This window comes from Rhodococcus sp. NPDC003383 (genome assembly GCF_053589115.1).
In genome coordinates, this window is record NZ_JBSFRG010000041.1 from 1 (window position 1) to 18,133 (window position 18,133).

Genomic DNA, 18,133 nt, shown 5'->3' on the forward strand with positions numbered 1-18,133 from the left:
CCGTCATCAACCGCAAGGACTTCGGCATCAGCATCGACATGCCGCTCGAGGGTGGCGGCGCCGTCGTCGGCGACAAGATCACCATCAACCTCGAGTCCGGACGCCGTGCCGAACTGCTCGCCATCGCAGCCGACCTGTTCGCCTCCCGAGGCGTGCGCGCGACCACCGTCCGTGACATCGCCGACGCGGCGGGCATCCTGTCCGGCAGCCTCTACCACCACTTCGATTCGAAGGAATCGATGGTCGACGAGATCCTCCGCGGATTCCTCGACGACCTGTTCGGCCGCTACCGCAAGATCGTCGCCGCCGGACTCGACTCCCGCGCGACCCTCGAAGGACTCATCACGGCGTCCTACGAGTCGATCGACCGATCCCACTCGGCGGTCGCGATCTATCAGGACGAGGCCAAGCACCTCGTCGGCAACGAACGCTTCGCGTACATCGCCGAACTGAACACCGAATTCCGCGACCTCTGGGTCGGTGTCATCGAACGCGGCATCGAGGACGGAAGCTTCCGCCCCGATCTCGACGTCGAACTGGTCTTCCGGTTCCTGCGCGACACCGTGTGGGTCGCGGTGCGCTGGTACAGGCCCGGCGGGACCCTCACCGCCGACCGCGTGGCCCAGCAGTACCTCAGCATCGTCCTCGACGGCCTGTCGAGACCCGAATCCTCATAGGAGCAAACATGACCGAGGCATACATCGTCGACGCGGTGCGCACCCCGATCGGCAAGAAGAACGGCGGCCTCGCCGGAGTGCACCCCGCCGACCTGGGCGCCCACGTGATCAAGGCGGTCGTCGAACGCACCGGCATCGACCCCGCCGACGTCGACGACGTCGTGTTCGGCTGCGTCGACGCCATCGGCGGGCAGGCCGGCAACATCGCCCGCACTGCGTGGCTCGCGGCGGGCTACCCGCAGCACGTCCCCGGCGTCACCGTCGACCGCCAGTGCGGCTCGAGCCAGCAGGCGATCCACTTCGGTGCCCAGGCCATCCTGGGCAACACCGCGGACCTCATCATCGCCGGTGGCGTGCAGAACATGTCGCAGATCCCGATCTCGTCGGCGATGACCGCCGGTCAGCAGTACGGGTTCGACACCCCCTTCGGCGGGTCGAAGGGCTGGACCGAGCGCTACGGCAGCGACGAGGTGTCCCAGTTCAAGGGCGCCGAGATGATCGCCGAGAAGTGGGACCTCAGCCGCGAGGAACTCGAGAAGTGGGCGCTGCAGAGCCACGAACGCGCGAAGGCCGCGATCGCCGCCGGCCGCTTCGACAACGAGGTCGTGCCGCTCGGCGACGCGACCGTCGACGAGGGCCCGCGTGAGACCAGCCTCGAGAAGATGGCGGGCCTGCAGCCGCTCGTCGAGGGTGGCCGCCTCACCGCGGCGGTCGCGAGCCAGATCTCCGACGGCGCATCCGCACTGCTGCTCGCGTCCGACGAGGCGGTGAAGAAGCACAACCTGAAGCCCCGCGCCCGCATCCATCACCTCAGCGCCCGCGGCGACGACCCGATCTTCATGCTCACCGCCCCGATCCCGGCGACGCAGTACGCCCTCGAGAAGGCCGGTCTGACGATCGACGACATCGACCTGGTCGAGATCAACGAGGCGTTCGCGCCCGTCGTGCTCGCGTGGATCAAGGAGATCGGCGCCGACCCGGCCAAGGTCAACGTCAACGGCGGCGCCATCGCCCTCGGCCACCCGCTCGGCGCGACCGGCACCAAGCTGATGGCGACGCTGCTCAACGAGCTCGAGCGCATCGGCGGCCGCTACGGCCTGCTCACCATCTGCGAGGGCGGCGGCACCGCCAACGTCACCATCATCGAGCGCCTCGAGGCCTGACGCGGAGCAGGTGTCCGTCCCGGCCGACAGGGGGGGCCGGGACGGACACCTACCGCAGTGTCGGGTCGGTGACGCGGTCGCTGCTGCCGGCGGTGCGGAACACGATGTCGGCGGCATCGGCCAGCGGATCGGCGGGCAGCACGTGGACGATGTTCTGGTAGATGACGCCGCCGTCGGGGCACCACACCAGAACGCGGCGGGGACCGGGTGCGACGTTGTGCGCGACCATCGTGCCGGACGGTTCCAGCGGCAGGCTCTGGGTGTTCCCGTCCGCATCGGGGTCGACCCGGCAGCTTTCCGGATGCACCGGCACCCCGTGCACGGTCACCTTGATCCGGGTGCGTCCCGGGACGACATCCGCCGTCGCCGCGGCACCCGCGACTCCCGGAGTGGTCAGGGCGATCGCCGCGGCGGACAGCACGGCCACGGCGGCGCTCACGCGTCGGACTCTCATTCGGCTCCCTTCCGAAAGTGGTCGGGTCGACCCTACGGGGGATGTGGGGCATACGCCCGTATTTTGCGCGGTGGTGTCGGGCGGCGGGACTACCCTCGGAGCCATGTGCCGGAACATCACCGAACTCCGCGGACTCGAACCTGCTGCCACGGCGGAGGAGATCGAAGCCGCCGCGCGCCAATACGTGCGTAAGGTCAGCGGCATCCACAAGCTGTCCGACGCGACCCGGGAACCGTTCGAACAGGCGGTCGCGGAGGTCGCCGCGACCACCACGCGACTGCTCGCGGCCCTGCCGGAGCGACGACAACCCCCGGCGAGCGTCCCGCCGTTGCGGCGCCCCGAGGTGCAGGCGCGCATCGCGGCGCGCGGCTGACTCGCCGCTGGCCGGGTAGCGAGCTCAGCGGGCGCGCACCGACACCGTGGGACACAGGTCCCGCGGCATCAGGGTGAGCCGCTCGGCGACCCGCAGCCGATAACTCGGATCGAGGTCGAAATCGAAGCGCCGCAACAGGCTTCCCAGAACCAGGGTGGCCTCGTGCAGGGCGAACTGCCGCCCGATGCAGGCACGCTCACCCGTGCCGAACGGCTTGTACACGTGCCCCGGCCGGGCTCGAACCCGTTCCGGCAGAAAACGATCCGGATCGAACGTCTCGGCGTCGGGGCCCCACACCTCGGGATCGCGGTGCACCGCCGGGAGCAGCACGAGAACCCAGTCGCCCTTGCACAGCCGGTACCGTCCGCCCAGCGTCGTGTCCTCGCGTGCCTCGCGGGCGTACCCGGGCGCGGTCGGCCACAGCCGCAGTGCCTCGTCGAGCACCCGCCGCACGTACCGCAGCTTCGCGACCTGTTCGAAGGCCGGAACGTCCTCGCCCCACACCGCGTCGACCTCGGCCCGCGCGCGGGCGAACACCTCGGGGTTGCGCATCAGGTAATACAGCGCGAACGACAGTGCACCGGAAGTGGTTTCGTGGCCGGCGACCAGGAAGGTGAGAACCTGGTTGCGGATGTTCTCGTCGTCGATCCGGTTCGGGTCGTTCTCCCGCGCCGCCCGCAGCATGAGTTCGAGCAGATCGTCGTGCCCGGTCTCGCCGGCGGCCTGCCTCTCGCGGATCACCTCGTCGACGACCCGATGCAGATACGCGCGATCCAGGAGGTACTGCCGCTTCTGCCGAGGGAACAAGTGCCGCCCGACGACCGGCAACCTCCGTAGGGCGCTGCGCTGCGAGAACGCCAGACCACCGACCATCGCCTCGACGAACGGATGCGGACGGTCGCGCTCGAACGGGGCGAACGAATAGCTGAATCCGGTGCGGCCGATCGTCTCGAGGGTCAGTTTCGTCATGTCGGCGGCCACGTCCACGCGTCCGTCCTCGGCCGCGCGCCGATCCCAGTGCGCGAGCAGATCGGCGGTCACATCCAGCATCGTCGCGTGGTAGGAGCGCATGGCCGACTGCGTGAAGGCGGGGGCGAGCAGGTCGTGCGCGCGGCGCCAGTTTGGTTCGTCGTTGTATGCGGTGAACAGTCCGTCCCCGCCCAGGCTGCGCAGCGCTTCGACTCCGGGTGCCAGGTGTTTGGCGAAGCGGCGGTCGTCGGACAGTTCGGCGGTGAGTTCGCCGGAGCACACGAACACGAACCGCAGGTCGAACGGCCGACGTTCGAAGACCGGGCCGAGCCGGCGGTGCAACTCCATCGAATCCTGCACCGGCGTGCTCACGGACATTCCCAGCACGTCGCCGAGTACGGGCAGGCGCCACGGCGGGTGCGGGATCTCGGTGTCGAACACGTGTGATGTGGCCACGGCCATCTGTTCGTCCCCCGGACAGTTCGAACTCTTATTGAACCGACGTACAGTAGTCACGCTACGCCCGGATCCGGCGCTGTCAAGACGCTAGATTGGCGACGTGGCATCACCACGGCGACGACTGAGCCCCGACCAGCGGCGCACCGAGCTGCTGGACATCGGTGCCCGGTTGTTCTCGCAGCACGCCTACGAGGACGTGCGCATCGAGGAGGTCGCGGAGCTCGCCGGTGTCTCGCGAGGCCTGATGTACCACTACTTTCCGACCAAGCGCGACTTCATGGCGGCGGTCGTGCAACGCGAGTCCGACCGGTTGCTCGCCGTCACCGAACCCGATCCGGCGCTGTCGGTGCACGACCGGATCGCCGCGGGACTCGACGCCTATCTGGACTACATCGAGTCGCACGCGCAGGGTGTGCTGGCGGTCAACCGCGGTGCCGCCTCCGCCGATGCGAGCATCCGCGGCATCGTCGACGCGGAACTCGACGTGCAGCAGCGGCGCATCGTCGACGCGCTCGCGCCGTCCGACGGAGACCGCGAACTCGTCGAACTCGCGGTGCGCGGGTGGATCGCGTTCGTGCGCAGTGTGTGTGTCGACTGGCTGGACCGCCCTGGCGTCACCACCGTGCAAATGCGCGAACTGTGCCTCGCTGCGCTCGCCGGACTGCTCGGCGATCGGCTCGGTTGAGTCGTGACCCGGCTGCCGCCTCAGATCTCCGTGACTCCGTAGGTCTTGAGCTTGCGGTACAACGAGCTTCGCGCCATCCCGAGCATTTCTGCGGCGCGGACGCGGTTTCCGTCGCACTCGCGGAGCGCGGCGACGATCGCGTCCCGTTCGGCAGCCTCGAGCACACTGAGGGTGCGAGTACTCGTCGACCGGCAGTAGCCGGGGAGATCATCGGCCTGGATCTCACCGACCGGACGTTTCAGCACGGCGCTGTGAAGCGCTTCGCGCAGCTGAGTCATGTTCCGTGGCCACGAGTAGGCGCCCAGGACACGCATCGCCTCCGGACTCAGTCGGATCCGGCGCTCGGGGGCGATTTCGCGGAGCGTCCTGTCGACGAGACGAGGGAAGTCGACGGATCGGAACCGGATCGCGGGGACGGTCACCGACTGGTCGAAGTTCGCCAGGACGTCTTTGCAGGGCAGGTCGGACTCGATGCCGGTGTCCGACAGTGTCGCGGCGACGATGAAGTTTCTCGTATCGAGATCCAGGGAATCGAAGAACTCGTTGAGAACGTCGACGCCGTAGGTGGTGAGCCGGTCGAGATTCCGGACGATCAGCAATGTCGAGGTGGTCGTGTCGACCGCAGTGAGCTCACCCTGCCGCGTCACGCTGTCCGCGTCGATCGCGATGCTCCGGCCGGACGGGTACATCCGATGGAACAGCTCCGCGAGGAGAGTGAACTTCCCTGTCCCGGGTTCGCCGAGGACGAGCAGGTTCTCCCGTCGTCCGAGTGACTCGATGATCGAGTCGCACGCCTGTTTCCATGCCGGACAGCGGCTTTCGGTGATCGATGGTGGCGGGTTGTGAAGTCCGGATGCGATGGCGGTGGTTCGGGGGTCCGGTGCGTCGACCGCGGGAAGCGTCCGGTCGACCGCCGGAGTGCCGGCCTTGTCCGGGGTGTTGTCGTCGAGAAGCAGAACCATTCCCGCAACCTCGTCGCCGCACAGGATCCTGGTGGCGCGGATGTGGACGGTCCGGCCCGAAGGCAGCGAAATCGATTCCGCGCTGCGGTCGCGTCGGGTCATGAGGAAACGCGCGTGCTCGTGGATCGCGAGTTGTTCCTCCGGGGTGAACATGTTCTGTGAGCGCCGGTTCATGATCACGGTCTCGCCGATCGCCATGACCGCTTGACGCGGACGCGAATCGGCCTTGACGTACATCTCGAACAACGCCTGCTCCGCCTGGTTCCGGTCGAGGAGCAGATTGCGGCCTATGTCCATGGCTGCGGACTTGACCAGGGCGTGCAGGAGCGGGGACCAGCTCTCGGCGAGCATGCTGACGTCGAGGACGCCTTCGATCCTGCCGGAGATGGGATCCAGAATCGGCGCGCCGGTGCAGGCGAACTGCACCAGTGCGTCGTTGAAATGTTCGGGGCCCACAATGCTGATCGCAGAACCGGATTCGAAGACGGTGCCGATACCGTTGGTTCCCACACCCTGTTCTGCGTAGCTGAACCCGGGCAGGAAATCGACCCGATCGAGCAGCCTGCCGACGAAATTGGAGCAGTCGCGGCGATCGACGATGCGGGCGTGGGCGTCGGTGAGCGCGATACCGACGGGGACATCCGCGATGTCGGCGGAGAGTCGCTCGAGGACCGGTCGTGCGCACCGTACCAGTCGCGAATCGAAGTCGATGTCGTCGTGATACTCCACGTGGAACGTTGCGTAATCGACGCCGGCGGACTGGCTGCGCTGCCACGAGGCGGCAACGACGTCGGGAACCCCGGCTGCTCCGGCGCTCCCGTATTCGAGGAAGTCCGCTCGCGCCGCGGCAATGCGCAGTCGCTCGCGCTCGTCGACCATGGATGCACCCTTCTTGCGATTCGATTTGTCCGAAAATGAGACCTGCGTCACATCATTATCGGCTCGTTTCCCGAGTCTGGCGACCTCCCGGCTGTCCGATCTTGGGACAGTCCGGCCTCTTGGGACAGCGGAAGCATTGTTCGCAGTCGTGATCCACATCACAGGAAAGGGTCGAACAATGGCTATCGGTACACCAACTGCCCACCGCACCCTGGACGCCCTGATCATCGGCGCGGGGGTGGCCGGCCTCTACCAACTGCACCTGTTGCGGGAACAGGGACTGAACGTCCGCGTGTTCGAGACCGCCGCCGACGTGGGGGGGACGTGGTACTGGAACCGTTACCCCGGTGCGCGCTTCGATTCGGAGGCCTACATCTACCAGTACCTGTTCTCGGAAGAGCTCTACAAGAACTGGAGTTGGAGCCAGCGGTTCCCCGCTCAGCCCGAGATCGAACGGTGGATGCACTACGTGGCCGATGCGCTCGACCTTCGCCGGGACATCTCGTTCTCCACGACCGTCACGAGCGCCGAATACGACGAGAAGTCGGGCCGGTGGACCGTGCGGACCGACAGCGGAGAGGTCGTGGACACGCAGTTCCTCATCACGTGCTGCGGGATGCTCTCGGCGCCGCTGCAGGACCTGTTCCCGGGACAGCAGGACTTCGCGGGGCAGATCTTCCACACCTCGCGCTGGCCGCGTGAGGGAGCCGAGATCGCGGGCAAGCGGGTCGGCGTCATCGGCACCGGCGCCACGGGTATCCAGGTCATCCAGACCATCGTCGACGAGGTCGCGGACCTGACCGTGTTCGTCCGCACGCCGCAGTATGTGCTCCCGATGAAGAACCCGTCGTACAACGCTGACGACGTGGCGGCGTACAAGGCCCGCTTCGAGGAACTCCGCAGCACGCTGCCGCACACCTTCACCGGTTTCGAATACGACTTCCGATACGTGTGGGACGAGTTGACGCCCGAGCAACGACGCGAGGTGCTCGAGGAGATCTACGAGAACGGATCGCTGCAGCTGTGGCTGGCGTCGTTCGCCGAGATGTTCTTCGACGAGGCCGTCAGCGACGAGATCTCCGAGTTCGTGCGGGAGAAGATGCGGGCGCGGCTGGTCGACCCGGAACTGTGCCGGCTCCTGATCCCCGAGGACTACGGGTTCGGCACCCACCGGGTGCCGCTCGAAACCGGCTACCTCGAGGTCTACCACCGACCCCACGTCACGGCGGTGGGCGTGCGCGAGAACCCGATCTCCCGCATCGTGCCCGAAGGGGTGCTGCTCGCCGACGGCACCCTGTACGAGCTGGACGTGATCATCCTGGCCACCGGTTTCGACGCGGGCACCGGCGCCTTGACCCGCATCGACATCCGCGGTGTCGGCGGACGGTTGCTGAAGGACGACTGGTCGCGGGACATCCGCACGACGATGGGGCTGATGGTGCACGGCTACCCGAACATGCTCACCACCGCTGTTCCCCTCGCCCCGTCCGCGGCGCTGTGCAACATGACCACCTGCCTGCAGCAGCAGACCGAGTGGATCGACGAGTGCATCCGGTACATGCGGAAGAACGGCTACACCGTGATCGAGGCGACCGAGGAGGGGGAGGCCGCGTGGGTCGCCCACCATGACGAGACCGCCGCCGCGAACCTGATCTCGAAGACGAACTCCTGGTACACCGGCTCGAATGTCGAGGGCAAGCCGCGCCGGGTGCTGTCGTACACCGGCGGTGTCGGCACCTATCGGGAGAAGACGCTCGAGGCCGCCGCTGCCGGCTACAAGGGATTCGAACTGCGATGAGCACCGACACCGTGAAGGGACGACAGATCATGACCGAAGCACTTCGCGCATCCGTCGATGCGATCCTGAACAAGACTGTCACCGCCGAGGCGCCGGTGCCGGGAGTGGTCGCGATGGTGACCGACCGGGAAGGCAACGTCTACGAGGGCGCGGCGGGAAAGCGCCGAATCGACCAGGACGCGGCGATGACGACGGACGATGTCTTCGCGCTCTTCTCGACGACGAAGGCCTTCACCGCGACCGCGGCACTGCAGCTGGTGGAGCAGAACCGCCTCGACCTCGACGCGCCGGCGGGCAAGTACGTTCCGGAGCTGGGAAGCGTCCAGGTCATCGAGGGGTTCGACGACTCCGGCGAACCGGTGCTTCGAGAACCCCGCCGCGACATCACCACCCGCATGTTGCTCACCCACACCGCCGGATTCGGCTACGACTTCTTCAACGAGAAGTACCGGCGCCTGGCGGAGGAGAAGGGACAGCCGAGCGTCATCACCGCCACGAAGCAGGCACTGGACACTCCGCTGTTGTTCGACCCCGGGGACCGTTGGGAGTACGGCAGCAACCTCGACTGGTGCGGCCGGGTGATCGAGGCGATCACCGGGAACCGGCTCGGCGACGTGTTCTCTGCCGGGATCTTCGAGCCGCTCGGCATCGAGAGCATGACCTTCGAACTCGACGACACGCGCCGTGCCGATCTGGCCGGGATGCACGCCCGCAATTCCGACGGATCGCTTTCCGTGATGGACTTCGAACTGCCGTCCCCGCCGGAAGTGCACATGGGGGGTCACGGCCTGTACGGCACTGTCGGTGACTACATGCGGTTCATCCGGATGTGGCTGAACGACGGAAAGGGTGAACACGGGCAGGTCCTGCGACCGGAGACGGTCCGGATGGCCGTGCAGAATCATCTCGGGGAACTTCCCGTGACACCGCTGCCCGGCGTCATCCCGTCGCTGTCGAACGACGCCGAGTTCTTCCCCGGGATCTCGAAATCGTGGTCGCTGCCGTTCATGATCAACAACCAGCAGGCTCCCACCGGGCGACCCGCCGGTGCACTGGGGTGGGCGGGGCTCGCCAACCTGTTCTACTGGATCGATCGACAGTCCGGATACGGGGGATTCTGGGCGACCCAGATCCTGCCGTTCGGTGATCCCACCTCGTTCGGTGGCTACCTCGAATTCGAATCGGCGCTGTACGCGTCGCTCGACCGACGGTGAGCCGGGGGGACGCGCTCGGGCTCGGCCCGAGCGCGTCCCTGCGTGTGCCGGTCGGGGAACTACCGCACGATCGGGACGGTGGCGAAGCTCGGCGCGGACGGATCGAGCCGGATGTGCTGCGGTTTCAGACCGCTGTCGTGAAGCATCGGACCCAGTGGCAGCGACCGCGGCACGCTCGACGCGTACACGTCGATCCGGAGCCGGTGACCCGGTTGCAGGATCGCGTCGGTGAGCACCGTCGAGATGTCCAGGCGGGTGGGCACACCGGTCTCGAGGGTCTCCCGCGTGTCGAGCGTCAGGTACGGGACGGCGTGGGCGTAGTCGCCGGCGGGGGTGAAGGTGCTGCGGGAGTCGTCGATCGCGCGCAGCGACGCGACGAGCGAACCGGAGGTCAGGACGGTCGAACGGCCGTCGGGCGCCACGTCGTTCACGGTCACCGACCAGAAGCCGTCGGGGGCGTCGAGGACGGTGTTCAGGTGCACGTTGATCGCGCCGGAGATCTCGGTCGGTTCGGTGACCGGGGCGCCGGTGAACGTCAGACCCTCCGCCTCGTTGAAGCGGGCGTCCTTGGTGCAGTTCGAACCGAGCAGCACCGTGATTCCGGCGGTGCCGACGGCCGATTCGCGCGAGCAGAACCCGCGCAGACCCGGCGCGATCGTCAGATCCTGGGTGCCGGAGGGCGCCTCGGGCGTGAGGCTTCCGTCGAAGGCGGCGTGGCCCGCGGTGCCGCTCGGGGCGCCGGACAGATAGAACTTCTCGAATTCGGCACCGGCACGGGGGAACTGATCGGTGGTGGTCCATCCGCCGCCCTGCTGGAACAGGGTGACCGGCCCGTAGTTCTCGATGCCGTTGTCGATTCCTTTGAGCCAGTGGTCGAACCAGGCGCGCTGCAGGGTGCCGAGCTTCGGCGGGAAGCCCGGCCTGCCGAAGTCGGTACCGGCGACGACGTGGTAGCCGTCGCCCATCATCAGCTGCTTCTCGCCCGGCGCGACCGGGATGCGGTTGTAGATGTCCGGCTCGCTGTTGGCGAAGATGTCGTGCCAGCCCCCGTACACGAAACTGGGCACTTCGATCGACTCGAGATTCGCGGTGCGGTCCTGGTAGAACGGTCCGTCCTGCGCGACCTCGAGTGCGTTGGGGGAGACCCCTTCGACGGTGGGGGCTGTGACCGCCTCGACGAGTTCGGGAAGTTTGGTGGCGGGGTCGGCCATCCGGTCGCGCAGCCACTGCGCGTCGAAGTTGCCCTGCAGCAGCGCCTGCACGTCCGGGATCCACTTGAGCCCGTTGACGAGAGCGAGCCACATCGGCATGAATCCGATACCGAGTGCGCCGCCGGTGCCGACGATGTCGCGCAGCAGGTCGTTACCGGGTTCCACCGCGAAAATCGCGTCGAGCGCGTCCGGTTGCAGACCCGCACCCTGCAACTGGTTGATCGCCGAGTAGGACACGCCGCTGGTGCCGACGCGGCCGTTCGACCACGGCTGCTTCGACGCCCAGTCGATGACCTCGACGGTGTCCTGCTGTTCGCGCGGGCCGAGGACCTGCCATTCACCCTGCGAGAATCCGGTGCCGCGGACGTCGACGATGACCTGCGTGTAGCCGTTCTGCACGAGGTCGCGGTTGAGTCCGAAGACCTGCACGAGTCCGCCGCCGGTCGTCTTCGCGAGCTCGGTGACCCCGTCGTACGGGGCGGCGAAGTTCAGCGTGTCGCCGAGGCCCTCGACCAGCGGGGCGAGGGTGGGGTCGTCGGCCACGACGGTTCCCAGGGTCGAGAGCAGCTTGGTGTAGGGCGTGAGGTTGAGGACGACGGGGGTGGGCTCCGCGATCGGTGTCCCGTTCGCGTCCGCGGGGCGGAAGACGTTGGCGCGCAGGACGGTGCCGTCGCTCATCGTGATGGGGACGTCCCATTCGACGGCGGTGTTCGGGTACGCGTCGGGTGCGTCGACCGCGGCCTGCCAGGCGGCAGCGTCGGTCCCGCCGGACGGATCGGCGCCGGCAACCGGTGTCGCGGTGATCGCGGCGGCGACTGTGGTGGCGGCGACGGCCACCGACGCGATCGCCCCGCGCAGGAATCGTCTCTTCACCCGGAACCCCCATCTCGACGGTGAAAACCCCGGAAAACGTATCCCGATCGGTGGGGTGGGTCAACGATCTGCGCACGGGTGTCCGCTATTTGTTCAGCGGAATCCGCCGTCGGACCGGACGATGGTCCCGGTGGTGAAACTCGACGCGTCGCTCGCGAGAAACAATGCAGCGCCCACGATTTCGTGGGGTTCACCGATCCGCTTCAGGTGCACGGCCTCACCCGACTGCCGGATCTGTTCCGGGGTCCAGGCATTGGAGATGTCCGTGCGGTAGGGGCCGGGCATGAGGGTGTTGACGCGCACCTCGGGCGCGAGCAGGTCGGCGAAACCCTCGGTCATGGCGTTGAGACCGCGCTTGGCGGAGGCGTAGTGGATGAACGCGCCGGAAGGGTGCAGCGAGCCGCTGCTGCTCACGTTGATGATCGAGCCGCTGCCCTGCTCCTTCATTCGGGGACCGACGAGCTGGGTGAGCCGGAACGGCCCTTTGAGATTCAGTCCCAGCACGCTGTCCCACAGCGCCTCGGTGACGTCGGCGATGTTCCGGTAGACGGGGGACATACCGGCGTTGTTGACGAGGATGTCGATGCGTCCGAAGGTCGCGTAGGCGGCGTCGACGAGTCCTTCGATCTCGTCCCAGTGGCCCATGTGGCAGGCATAGGCGAGGGCGCGCCGGCCGGTGGTCTCCTCGATCTCGGCGACGACCTTCTCGCAGTTCTCGATCTTGCGGCTCGCGACGACGACGTCGGCGCCGGCCTGTGCGAACGCGAGCGCGATCTCCTTGCCCATGCCGCGGCTGCCGCCGGTTATCAGCGCGACCTTGCCGTCGAGACGGAATCGGTCGAACGGTGCGGGTATCGCGTCGGTCATCGAGCTGCCCTCTCGTCAGAAAATGGTGTTCTCGTTCTCAAGAACGTTATTCTTGACGTTAACGGACGACGGTGGCTCTGGGAAGTACCCCGCACGCCGAAGCGCCGCCCCGCGACGGAAAAGCGGGACGGCGCTCGGGTTCTGTGAAGCTCCGGTGCTGCGAATACTCGCGTACTGCGCAATCAGCGCAGCGCAGCCAGTGCGTCGATGCGTTCGACGGCCTCGGCCACGATGCGGTCGATCAGTTCCCGGCAGCTCGGCAGGTCGTCGATCATGCCGACCACCTGACCGGACGCCAGCACCCCGGCTTCGGTGTTGCCCTCGACCAGTCCGGCCTTGAGCAGCATCGGGGTGTTCGCGGCCATGATGATCTGCTGCCACGTCCGGTCGCCGGACCGCTTCATCGCCAGGCCGTCCTTGACGAGCGTCGACCACTTCATGCCGGTCATCGACTTGAACTTCATCGCGTTCTTCGTCGCCGCCACGAGTCCCTTCGCATAGCTGGACTTCTCGAGCGCGTCGACCAGGTCCGTGTTGAGGACCCGATGCGGCATGCCGTCGACCTTCACGGACACCGTGGTGTCCTGCAGCCCGCGCGAAAGGTACTGCTGCTTCACCGAATCCGGCACCGCGGAGTCGCTGGTGAGCAGAAACCGGGTACCCATGGCCACGCCCGCCGCACCGTACGCCAGCGCCGCCGCGAGCCCGCGGCCGTCGAAGAATCCGCCCCCGGCGACCACCGGGATGTCGACGGCGTCGAGCACGGACGGCAGCAGCAGCGTCGTGGCGACACCACCGGTGTGGCCGCCGCCCTCGCCGCCCTGGACGATCACCGCGTCGGCGCCCCACGACGCGACCTTCACCGCGTGCTTGGCGGCGCCGATCGACGGGATCACGACGATGCCGTGATCCTTGAGCTTGGCGATCAGATCCTTCTTCGGTGCCAGCGCGAACGAGGCGACCTTGACGTTCTCGCGGATGAGCAGGTCGATGCGCTGCGCGGCGTCCGACGCGTCGGCGCGGATGTTCACGCCGAAAGGCTTGTCCGTCAACGACTTCGTCTTCGCGACGGCGGCCTCGAGCTCGTCGTAGGTCATCGTCGCGGACGCCAGGATGCCGAGCCCGCCGGCATTGCAGGTGGCCGCGGTGAGGCGGGGGCCGGACACCCAGCCCATGCCGGTCTGCACGATCGGATGTTCGATGCCGACCAGCTTCGTCAGCGCCGTCTCGATCCGGGGGGCACTCATGCGGCGACCTCGCGGTCGCGCAGGTTCCTCGGATCCAGGACCTCACGGATGATCCGCAGTTCCTCGGCGGTGGGTTCGCGGGTGACCCCGGCGTCGGCCAGGTCCGCGACCTCGAAGGAGGTGTTGTCCGCGACCTCGTCGGCGGTGACGCCGGGGTGCAGGCTCAGCGCGCGGAAGGTGTGGCCCGGGCCGCCGAAGTCGAAGACGCCGAGGTTGGTGACGACGCGGTACACGTTCAGGTACTTGTATGCCGGGTTCTCCGGATCGACCTTGTCCCAGCCCACACCGGCGACGACGTCGACCTTGTCGCAGAACACGCGCTTGTTGTGCTTGCCGACCCAGTAGCTGGTGGCGTGGTTGATGGTGTTGCCCGGGGCGCCGCGGACGCCGAACATCTGGCGGGTCGGCTGCTGCAGCGGACCGAACGCAGACAGGTTCTGGTTGCCGTAGCGGTCGATCTGGTTGGCACCCATGACGACATGGCGCCGGCCGGAGGCGACGACGTCGAACACCTTGCGGAACGGCATCCAGCCCTCGATCGCACCCTTCGCACCGACCGCGGGGGTGTCGGCGAGGATCAGTGCCTCGCCGTCGGTGATGAGCAGGTCGGGCTCGGTGGTCAGGCGCGCCAGGCGCGCACCGATCTGCGACATCGTCGACATCGGGCTGGCCATGATCTCGCCGGCCCCGGCGAAGATGTCGGCGCACGCGATCGCGCAGTACTCGGCGCGCGTGATGGTCTCGGTGGAGGTCATGCTTGCTCCCCAGTCTTTTCGGAATCCGCGTGGAATTTCTCGACGGCGGCCTGGTAGTCGTCCTCGGATCCGGACAGGAACCGGTCGACGAACGCCTGCCACGACGCGGGGGTCTTGGCGGCCTCGGCGTAGTGGCGCTGGAACTTCTCGTCCCGGCCGTAGGACTCGCCGGCGAGGGTGAAGTGGGCGCCGTTCGGGGCCTCGACGACACCGTCGACCATCATGCGGTTGAGGATCAGCTGCTGCAGCGGAACCTCTTTGACGAGCTGCTCGGTCTCGACGATCTTCTCCACGGAGACGAAGCGCTTCTCGGCGGCCAGGCAGTACAGGTCGTCGAAGTACGGGTCGACGCCCTGGTAACCCGCATTGCCGTGGGCGTCACCGATGTTCAGGTGCACGAAGGCCGCGTCCAGGTTCAGGGCGGGCATCGCGATCAGCGTCTCGTGCTTGCCGGAGGCGTCCGGGTAGGGGGAGGTGACGGTCTGCAGTTCGTCGCCCCAGAAGTTCTGCACGTCCGAGCCGAGGCCGGCGCGGATCGGCAGGAACGGCAGGCGCGCGGCGGCGGCTTCGAGGCCGCACTTGACCATGCCCTCGTCCATCTCGCGGGCGACGATGGCGCCCTCGGTGCGGGCCTTGGAGAACCACGGATCGTAGAACGGGGCCGAATCGAGCGACACGAAACCGTAGTACGCCTTCCTGACCTTGCCGGCCGAGCACAGCAGGCCCAGGTCCGGTCCGCCGTAGGTGACGACGGTCAGATCCTTCACGTCCGAGCGCAGGATCGCGCGCACGAACGCCATCGGCTTGCGTCGCGAACCCCAGCCGCCGAGTCCGATGGTCATGCCGCTGCGCAGCTGCCCGACGGCGTCGTCGAGAGTAATCCTCTTGTCACGCACTGTTTTTCTCTCCCTACTTGTTCGCGCGCGGCTTGCCGGTCGCGACGAATTCGTCGCGGTGCTCGTCGGCGACGCCGGCGAGGTTCAGCTCGAAGGTGAATCCCTGTTCGAGGCGGTAGGCGTTCTTCACGTCCACCGGGTCGATGCGGTTGATCGCTTCCTTCGCGCGGCGGATCACGCGGGTGTCCTTCGCGGCGATCAGGCCGGCGACCTCGCGGGCGGCGGCGTCGAGTTCGGCGCGCGGCACCACCTTGTAGACGGAGCCGAAGTGGTGCAGCTGCTGCGCGGTGACGTTCTGCGCCGTGTAGTACAGGGTGCGCATCAGGTGCTGCGGGACCAGGCGCGACAGGTGGGTGGCGGCGCCGAGCGCGCCGCGGTCGACCTCGGGAAGCCCGAAGACCGCGTCGTCGGACGCGACGATGACGTCTGCGTTGCCGACCAGGCCGATGCCGCCGCCCACGCAGAAGCCGTTGACGGCGACCACGACCGGGACCTCGCAGTCGTAGACGGCGGAGAACGCGGCGGCGCAGCCGTGGTTGGCGGCGATGAGCGCGTCGTACCCCTCGGTGGCCTGCATTTCCTTGATGTCCACGCCGGCGTTGAAGCCGCGACCCTCGGACCGCAGGATCACGACGTGGGTGTCCGGGTCCTTGCCGGCGGCGAGGACCGCGTCGGCCAGTTCGAACCACCCGGCGGACGGAATGGCGTTCACGGGCGGGTAGTCGACGGTGACCGTGGTGATTCCCGCGCCGTCGGAGGTGGAGGTGATGCCCATGGCATGTTCCTTACGTCGGTACCGAACCAAGCGATTGCTTGGTAAGCTAGCACACGCCCGCTCCGCGGCACAGGGTCCGCCATGTGGTGGTGGAGCCGGACTCAGTGCCCGGACGGGTCTTCCGTCCAGGGGTGACGCCGGACGATCTTGCCGGTTGTGTTGCGCGGCAGAAGATTCCGCGTGATCTTCCAGCGGGTGGGCACCTTGAAGTACGCGAGCCGATCGGCGAGATAGGCGGTCAGTTCCTCCTTCGTCGCCTCCCTTCCGGGGGCGAGAACGACGACCGCGCACACCTCCTCACCCCACTCGGGATGCGGATCGCCGATGACCAGGCATTCCCGCACGGCGGGGTGCCCGCCGAGTACCCGTTCGATCTCCGACGGGTAGATGTCCTCGCCGTTCTGCCGGATCAAATCGGCACGCCTGCCCAGCAGGCGCAGCCGGCCGTTCTCGACCACGCCCAGGTCACCGGTCCGCAGCCACCGATCGGGGGTGATCGCCGCCGCGGTCGCGGCCTCGTCGCCCCAGTAGCCGAGCATCACGAACGGGCTGCGCACGCACACCTCGCCGACGTGACCGTCCGGCAGCCACCCGCCGTGCTCGTCCCGGATCTCCATGCTCACCGTGATCACCGGTGGACCCACCGTGCCCGGATACCGCTCGAGATCCTGCGCGCTGGCCACCGCGATCGACGTGCTGCACTCGGTCATGCTGTAGCTGTCGACGACCGTGTACCGGCCGAACGGCAGCCGCTCCCGCAGCCGCTGCTTGAACTCGGGGGACGTCGGTTCCGACGACAGGGTGAACCGGGTCAGCGAACCCAGGTCGTACCGGTCCAGGTCGGGGATCTCGAGCATCCGCGCGGCCATCGAGGGGACCGCGTTCCAATGCGTGATCTGCTCGTTCTCGATGATCTCGAGGACGCGGTGCACGTCGAACCATCCCTGGTTCATCACGACGGTGCTGCCGGTCGCGAGCCGCGGGACGATCGTGTTGTGCAGGCTGGTGATGTGGCACAGGGGAGAAGTCAGCAGGTACCGCGCCTCGTACGGGGCGTCCCGGTCGTACACCTCCCCGCACCAAGTCGTGGAGATCGCATCGGCGAACCGGTGATAGTCCGTGACCGCCAACAGATTCCGCTGTGAATGCAACGCGCCCTTCGGGTCGCCGCTCGTACCCGAGGTGTAGAGCAGGACGGCCGGATCGTCCTCGTCCACGCGCGGCGGCGGCGGTCGCATCCCGGCGAACTCGGCGATCAGCCGCGGGAGATCACCCTCGACGGTCAGCACGATCGTGCCGTCCGGGCTGCGCCCGGAGAGGGCCTCGGCGCGCGGCTCGTCCGCGAACACCACCCGCGGCGCGGAGTTGCGGATCCCGAAGTCGATCTCGGGCTGCGCCCACCACGCGTTCAATCCGACGGTGATCGCACCGAGCGCCTGCGTCGCCCAGAACGCGGTGACCCACTCGGGCCGGTTCGCCGACAGGATCGCGACGCGGTCGCCGACCCCGACGCCGTACCGCTGCTGCAGGGCCGCCGCGAGCGCGTACGCATCCCGCGCGTGCTCGGCGAACGAGATCCGCCGCGTCGCCGTCACGAGATACTCCCGGTCGCCCCAGGCCTGTGACCGCTCCAGCAGATCCGCGACGGCGGTGTCACGGTTGCGCATGACGGGCATCTCGGTGCCCAGCACGTCGCTCATCACGATCTCGAAGGCGCCGCCGCGCCCCGTCAGACGCGAGACCAGCTGGTCGAGGAACTGCTCCGGATCGGGTGGCACGGTCATCGCGGGCCTCCCTTCTCGACCGAACGTCCGGCCGAAGACTCTCACGCCCGTCGCGCCGCCATCCGAACGTACCGGTGAGTGGGACCTGCACA

16 protein-coding genes are annotated in these 18,133 nt (G+C 67.6%); 6 read left to right on the forward strand and 10 right to left on the reverse strand.

Going from position 1 to position 18,133, the window contains the following annotated elements; genetic code table 11:
* The first annotated feature begins 38 nt into the window (after positions 1-38).
* Both ACWDTS_RS25460 and ACWDTS_RS25465 read left to right on the forward strand, forming a co-directional pair.
* Positions 39-677 (forward strand): TetR/AcrR family transcriptional regulator, encoded by a 639-nt coding sequence (locus tag ACWDTS_RS25460; protein ID WP_450119278.1) that lies wholly within the window; start codon positions 39-41, stop codon positions 675-677.
* 8 nt (positions 678-685) lie between these two features.
* On the forward strand, positions 686-1,840 hold the full coding sequence (locus ACWDTS_RS25465) for an acetyl-CoA C-acetyltransferase (protein WP_450119260.1): 1,155 nt from the start codon (positions 686-688) through the stop codon (positions 1,838-1,840).
* Between the two features lie 49 nt (positions 1,841-1,889).
* Here ACWDTS_RS25465 and ACWDTS_RS25470 read toward each other — a convergent pair whose 3' ends face one another.
* Positions 1,890-2,279: a hypothetical protein gene (locus tag ACWDTS_RS25470; RefSeq protein ID WP_450109770.1), complete on the reverse strand. Its 390-nt coding sequence runs from the start codon at positions 2,277-2,279 to the stop codon at positions 1,890-1,892.
* Positions 2,280-2,397: 118 nt separating this feature from the next.
* On the opposite strand from ACWDTS_RS25470, the gene ACWDTS_RS25475 reads away from it, so the two are divergent.
* Complete coding sequence (locus tag ACWDTS_RS25475; RefSeq protein ID WP_420749138.1) at positions 2,398-2,667, forward strand: DUF2277 domain-containing protein; 270 nt, start codon at positions 2,398-2,400, stop codon at positions 2,665-2,667.
* 24 nt (positions 2,668-2,691) lie between these two features.
* Here the strand turns inward: ACWDTS_RS25475 and ACWDTS_RS25480 are convergent, their stop codons facing one another.
* On the reverse strand, positions 2,692-4,098 hold the full coding sequence (locus ACWDTS_RS25480; protein ID WP_450119261.1) for a cytochrome P450: 1,407 nt from the start codon (positions 4,096-4,098) through the stop codon (positions 2,692-2,694).
* Positions 4,099-4,195: 97 nt separating this feature from the next.
* Here ACWDTS_RS25480 and ACWDTS_RS25485 point away from each other — a divergent pair, with 97 nt between their 5' ends.
* Complete coding sequence (locus ACWDTS_RS25485; protein WP_450119262.1) at positions 4,196-4,780, forward strand: TetR/AcrR family transcriptional regulator; 585 nt, start codon at positions 4,196-4,198, stop codon at positions 4,778-4,780.
* A 20-nt stretch (positions 4,781-4,800) separates the two neighbouring features.
* Here the strand turns inward: ACWDTS_RS25485 and ACWDTS_RS25490 are convergent, their stop codons facing one another.
* Entirely contained in the window at positions 4,801-6,621 is a 1,821-nt protein-coding gene (locus ACWDTS_RS25490) for a sigma-54-dependent Fis family transcriptional regulator (protein WP_450109773.1), read from the reverse strand.
* A 178-nt stretch (positions 6,622-6,799) separates the two neighbouring features.
* On the opposite strand from ACWDTS_RS25490, the gene ACWDTS_RS25495 reads away from it, so the two are divergent.
* Together ACWDTS_RS25495 and ACWDTS_RS25500 are read left to right on the forward strand one after the other, a co-directional pair.
* Entirely contained in the window at positions 6,800-8,419 is a 1,620-nt protein-coding gene (locus ACWDTS_RS25495; protein WP_450119263.1) for a flavin-containing monooxygenase, read from the forward strand.
* Positions 8,420-8,448: 29 nt separating this feature from the next.
* On the forward strand, positions 8,449-9,633 hold the full coding sequence (locus tag ACWDTS_RS25500) for a serine hydrolase domain-containing protein (RefSeq protein ID WP_248674992.1): 1,185 nt from the start codon (positions 8,449-8,451) through the stop codon (positions 9,631-9,633).
* A gap of 59 nt (positions 9,634-9,692) precedes the next feature.
* Here ACWDTS_RS25500 and ACWDTS_RS25505 read toward each other — a convergent pair whose 3' ends face one another.
* The 7 genes from ACWDTS_RS25505 to ACWDTS_RS25535 form a co-directional block, all read right to left on the reverse strand.
* Positions 9,693-11,717 (reverse strand): CocE/NonD family hydrolase, encoded by a 2,025-nt coding sequence (locus ACWDTS_RS25505; RefSeq protein WP_450119264.1) that lies wholly within the window; start codon positions 11,715-11,717, stop codon positions 9,693-9,695.
* 93 nt (positions 11,718-11,810) lie between these two features.
* The gene (locus ACWDTS_RS25510) at positions 11,811-12,584 is read right to left on the reverse strand and encodes an SDR family NAD(P)-dependent oxidoreductase (protein ID WP_450109776.1); all 774 of its coding nucleotides are present in this window, start codon (positions 12,582-12,584) and stop codon (positions 11,811-11,813) included.
* Between the two features lie 182 nt (positions 12,585-12,766).
* Positions 12,767-13,831, reverse strand: a complete 1,065-nt coding sequence (locus ACWDTS_RS25515; RefSeq protein ID WP_450119265.1) for an NAD(P)H-dependent flavin oxidoreductase — start codon at positions 13,829-13,831, stop codon at positions 12,767-12,769.
* A complete protein-coding gene (gene ipdB / locus ACWDTS_RS25520) occupies positions 13,828-14,586 on the reverse strand; it encodes a cholesterol ring-cleaving hydrolase subunit IpdB (RefSeq protein ID WP_450119266.1) in 759 nt (252 codons plus the stop codon). Before ipdB ends, ACWDTS_RS25515 begins: the two co-directional genes overlap by 4 nt.
* Complete coding sequence (gene ipdA, locus ACWDTS_RS25525) at positions 14,583-15,482, reverse strand: cholesterol ring-cleaving hydrolase subunit IpdA (protein WP_450119267.1); 900 nt, start codon at positions 15,480-15,482, stop codon at positions 14,583-14,585. The genes ipdB and ipdA overlap by 4 nt, the downstream gene beginning before the upstream one ends.
* Before the next feature lie 13 nt (positions 15,483-15,495).
* The gene (gene echA20, locus ACWDTS_RS25530) at positions 15,496-16,257 is read right to left on the reverse strand and encodes a (7aS)-7a-methyl-1,5-dioxo-2,3,5,6,7,7a-hexahydro-1H-indene-carboxyl-CoA hydrolase (protein WP_197251744.1); all 762 of its coding nucleotides are present in this window, start codon (positions 16,255-16,257) and stop codon (positions 15,496-15,498) included.
* A 101-nt stretch (positions 16,258-16,358) separates the two neighbouring features.
* Positions 16,359-18,041 carry a class I adenylate-forming enzyme family protein gene (locus ACWDTS_RS25535; RefSeq protein ID WP_450119268.1) on the reverse strand — a complete coding sequence of 561 codons (1,683 nt, stop codon included), beginning with the start codon at positions 18,039-18,041 and terminating at the stop codon, positions 16,359-16,361.
* Positions 18,042-18,133: the final 92 nt, after the last annotated feature.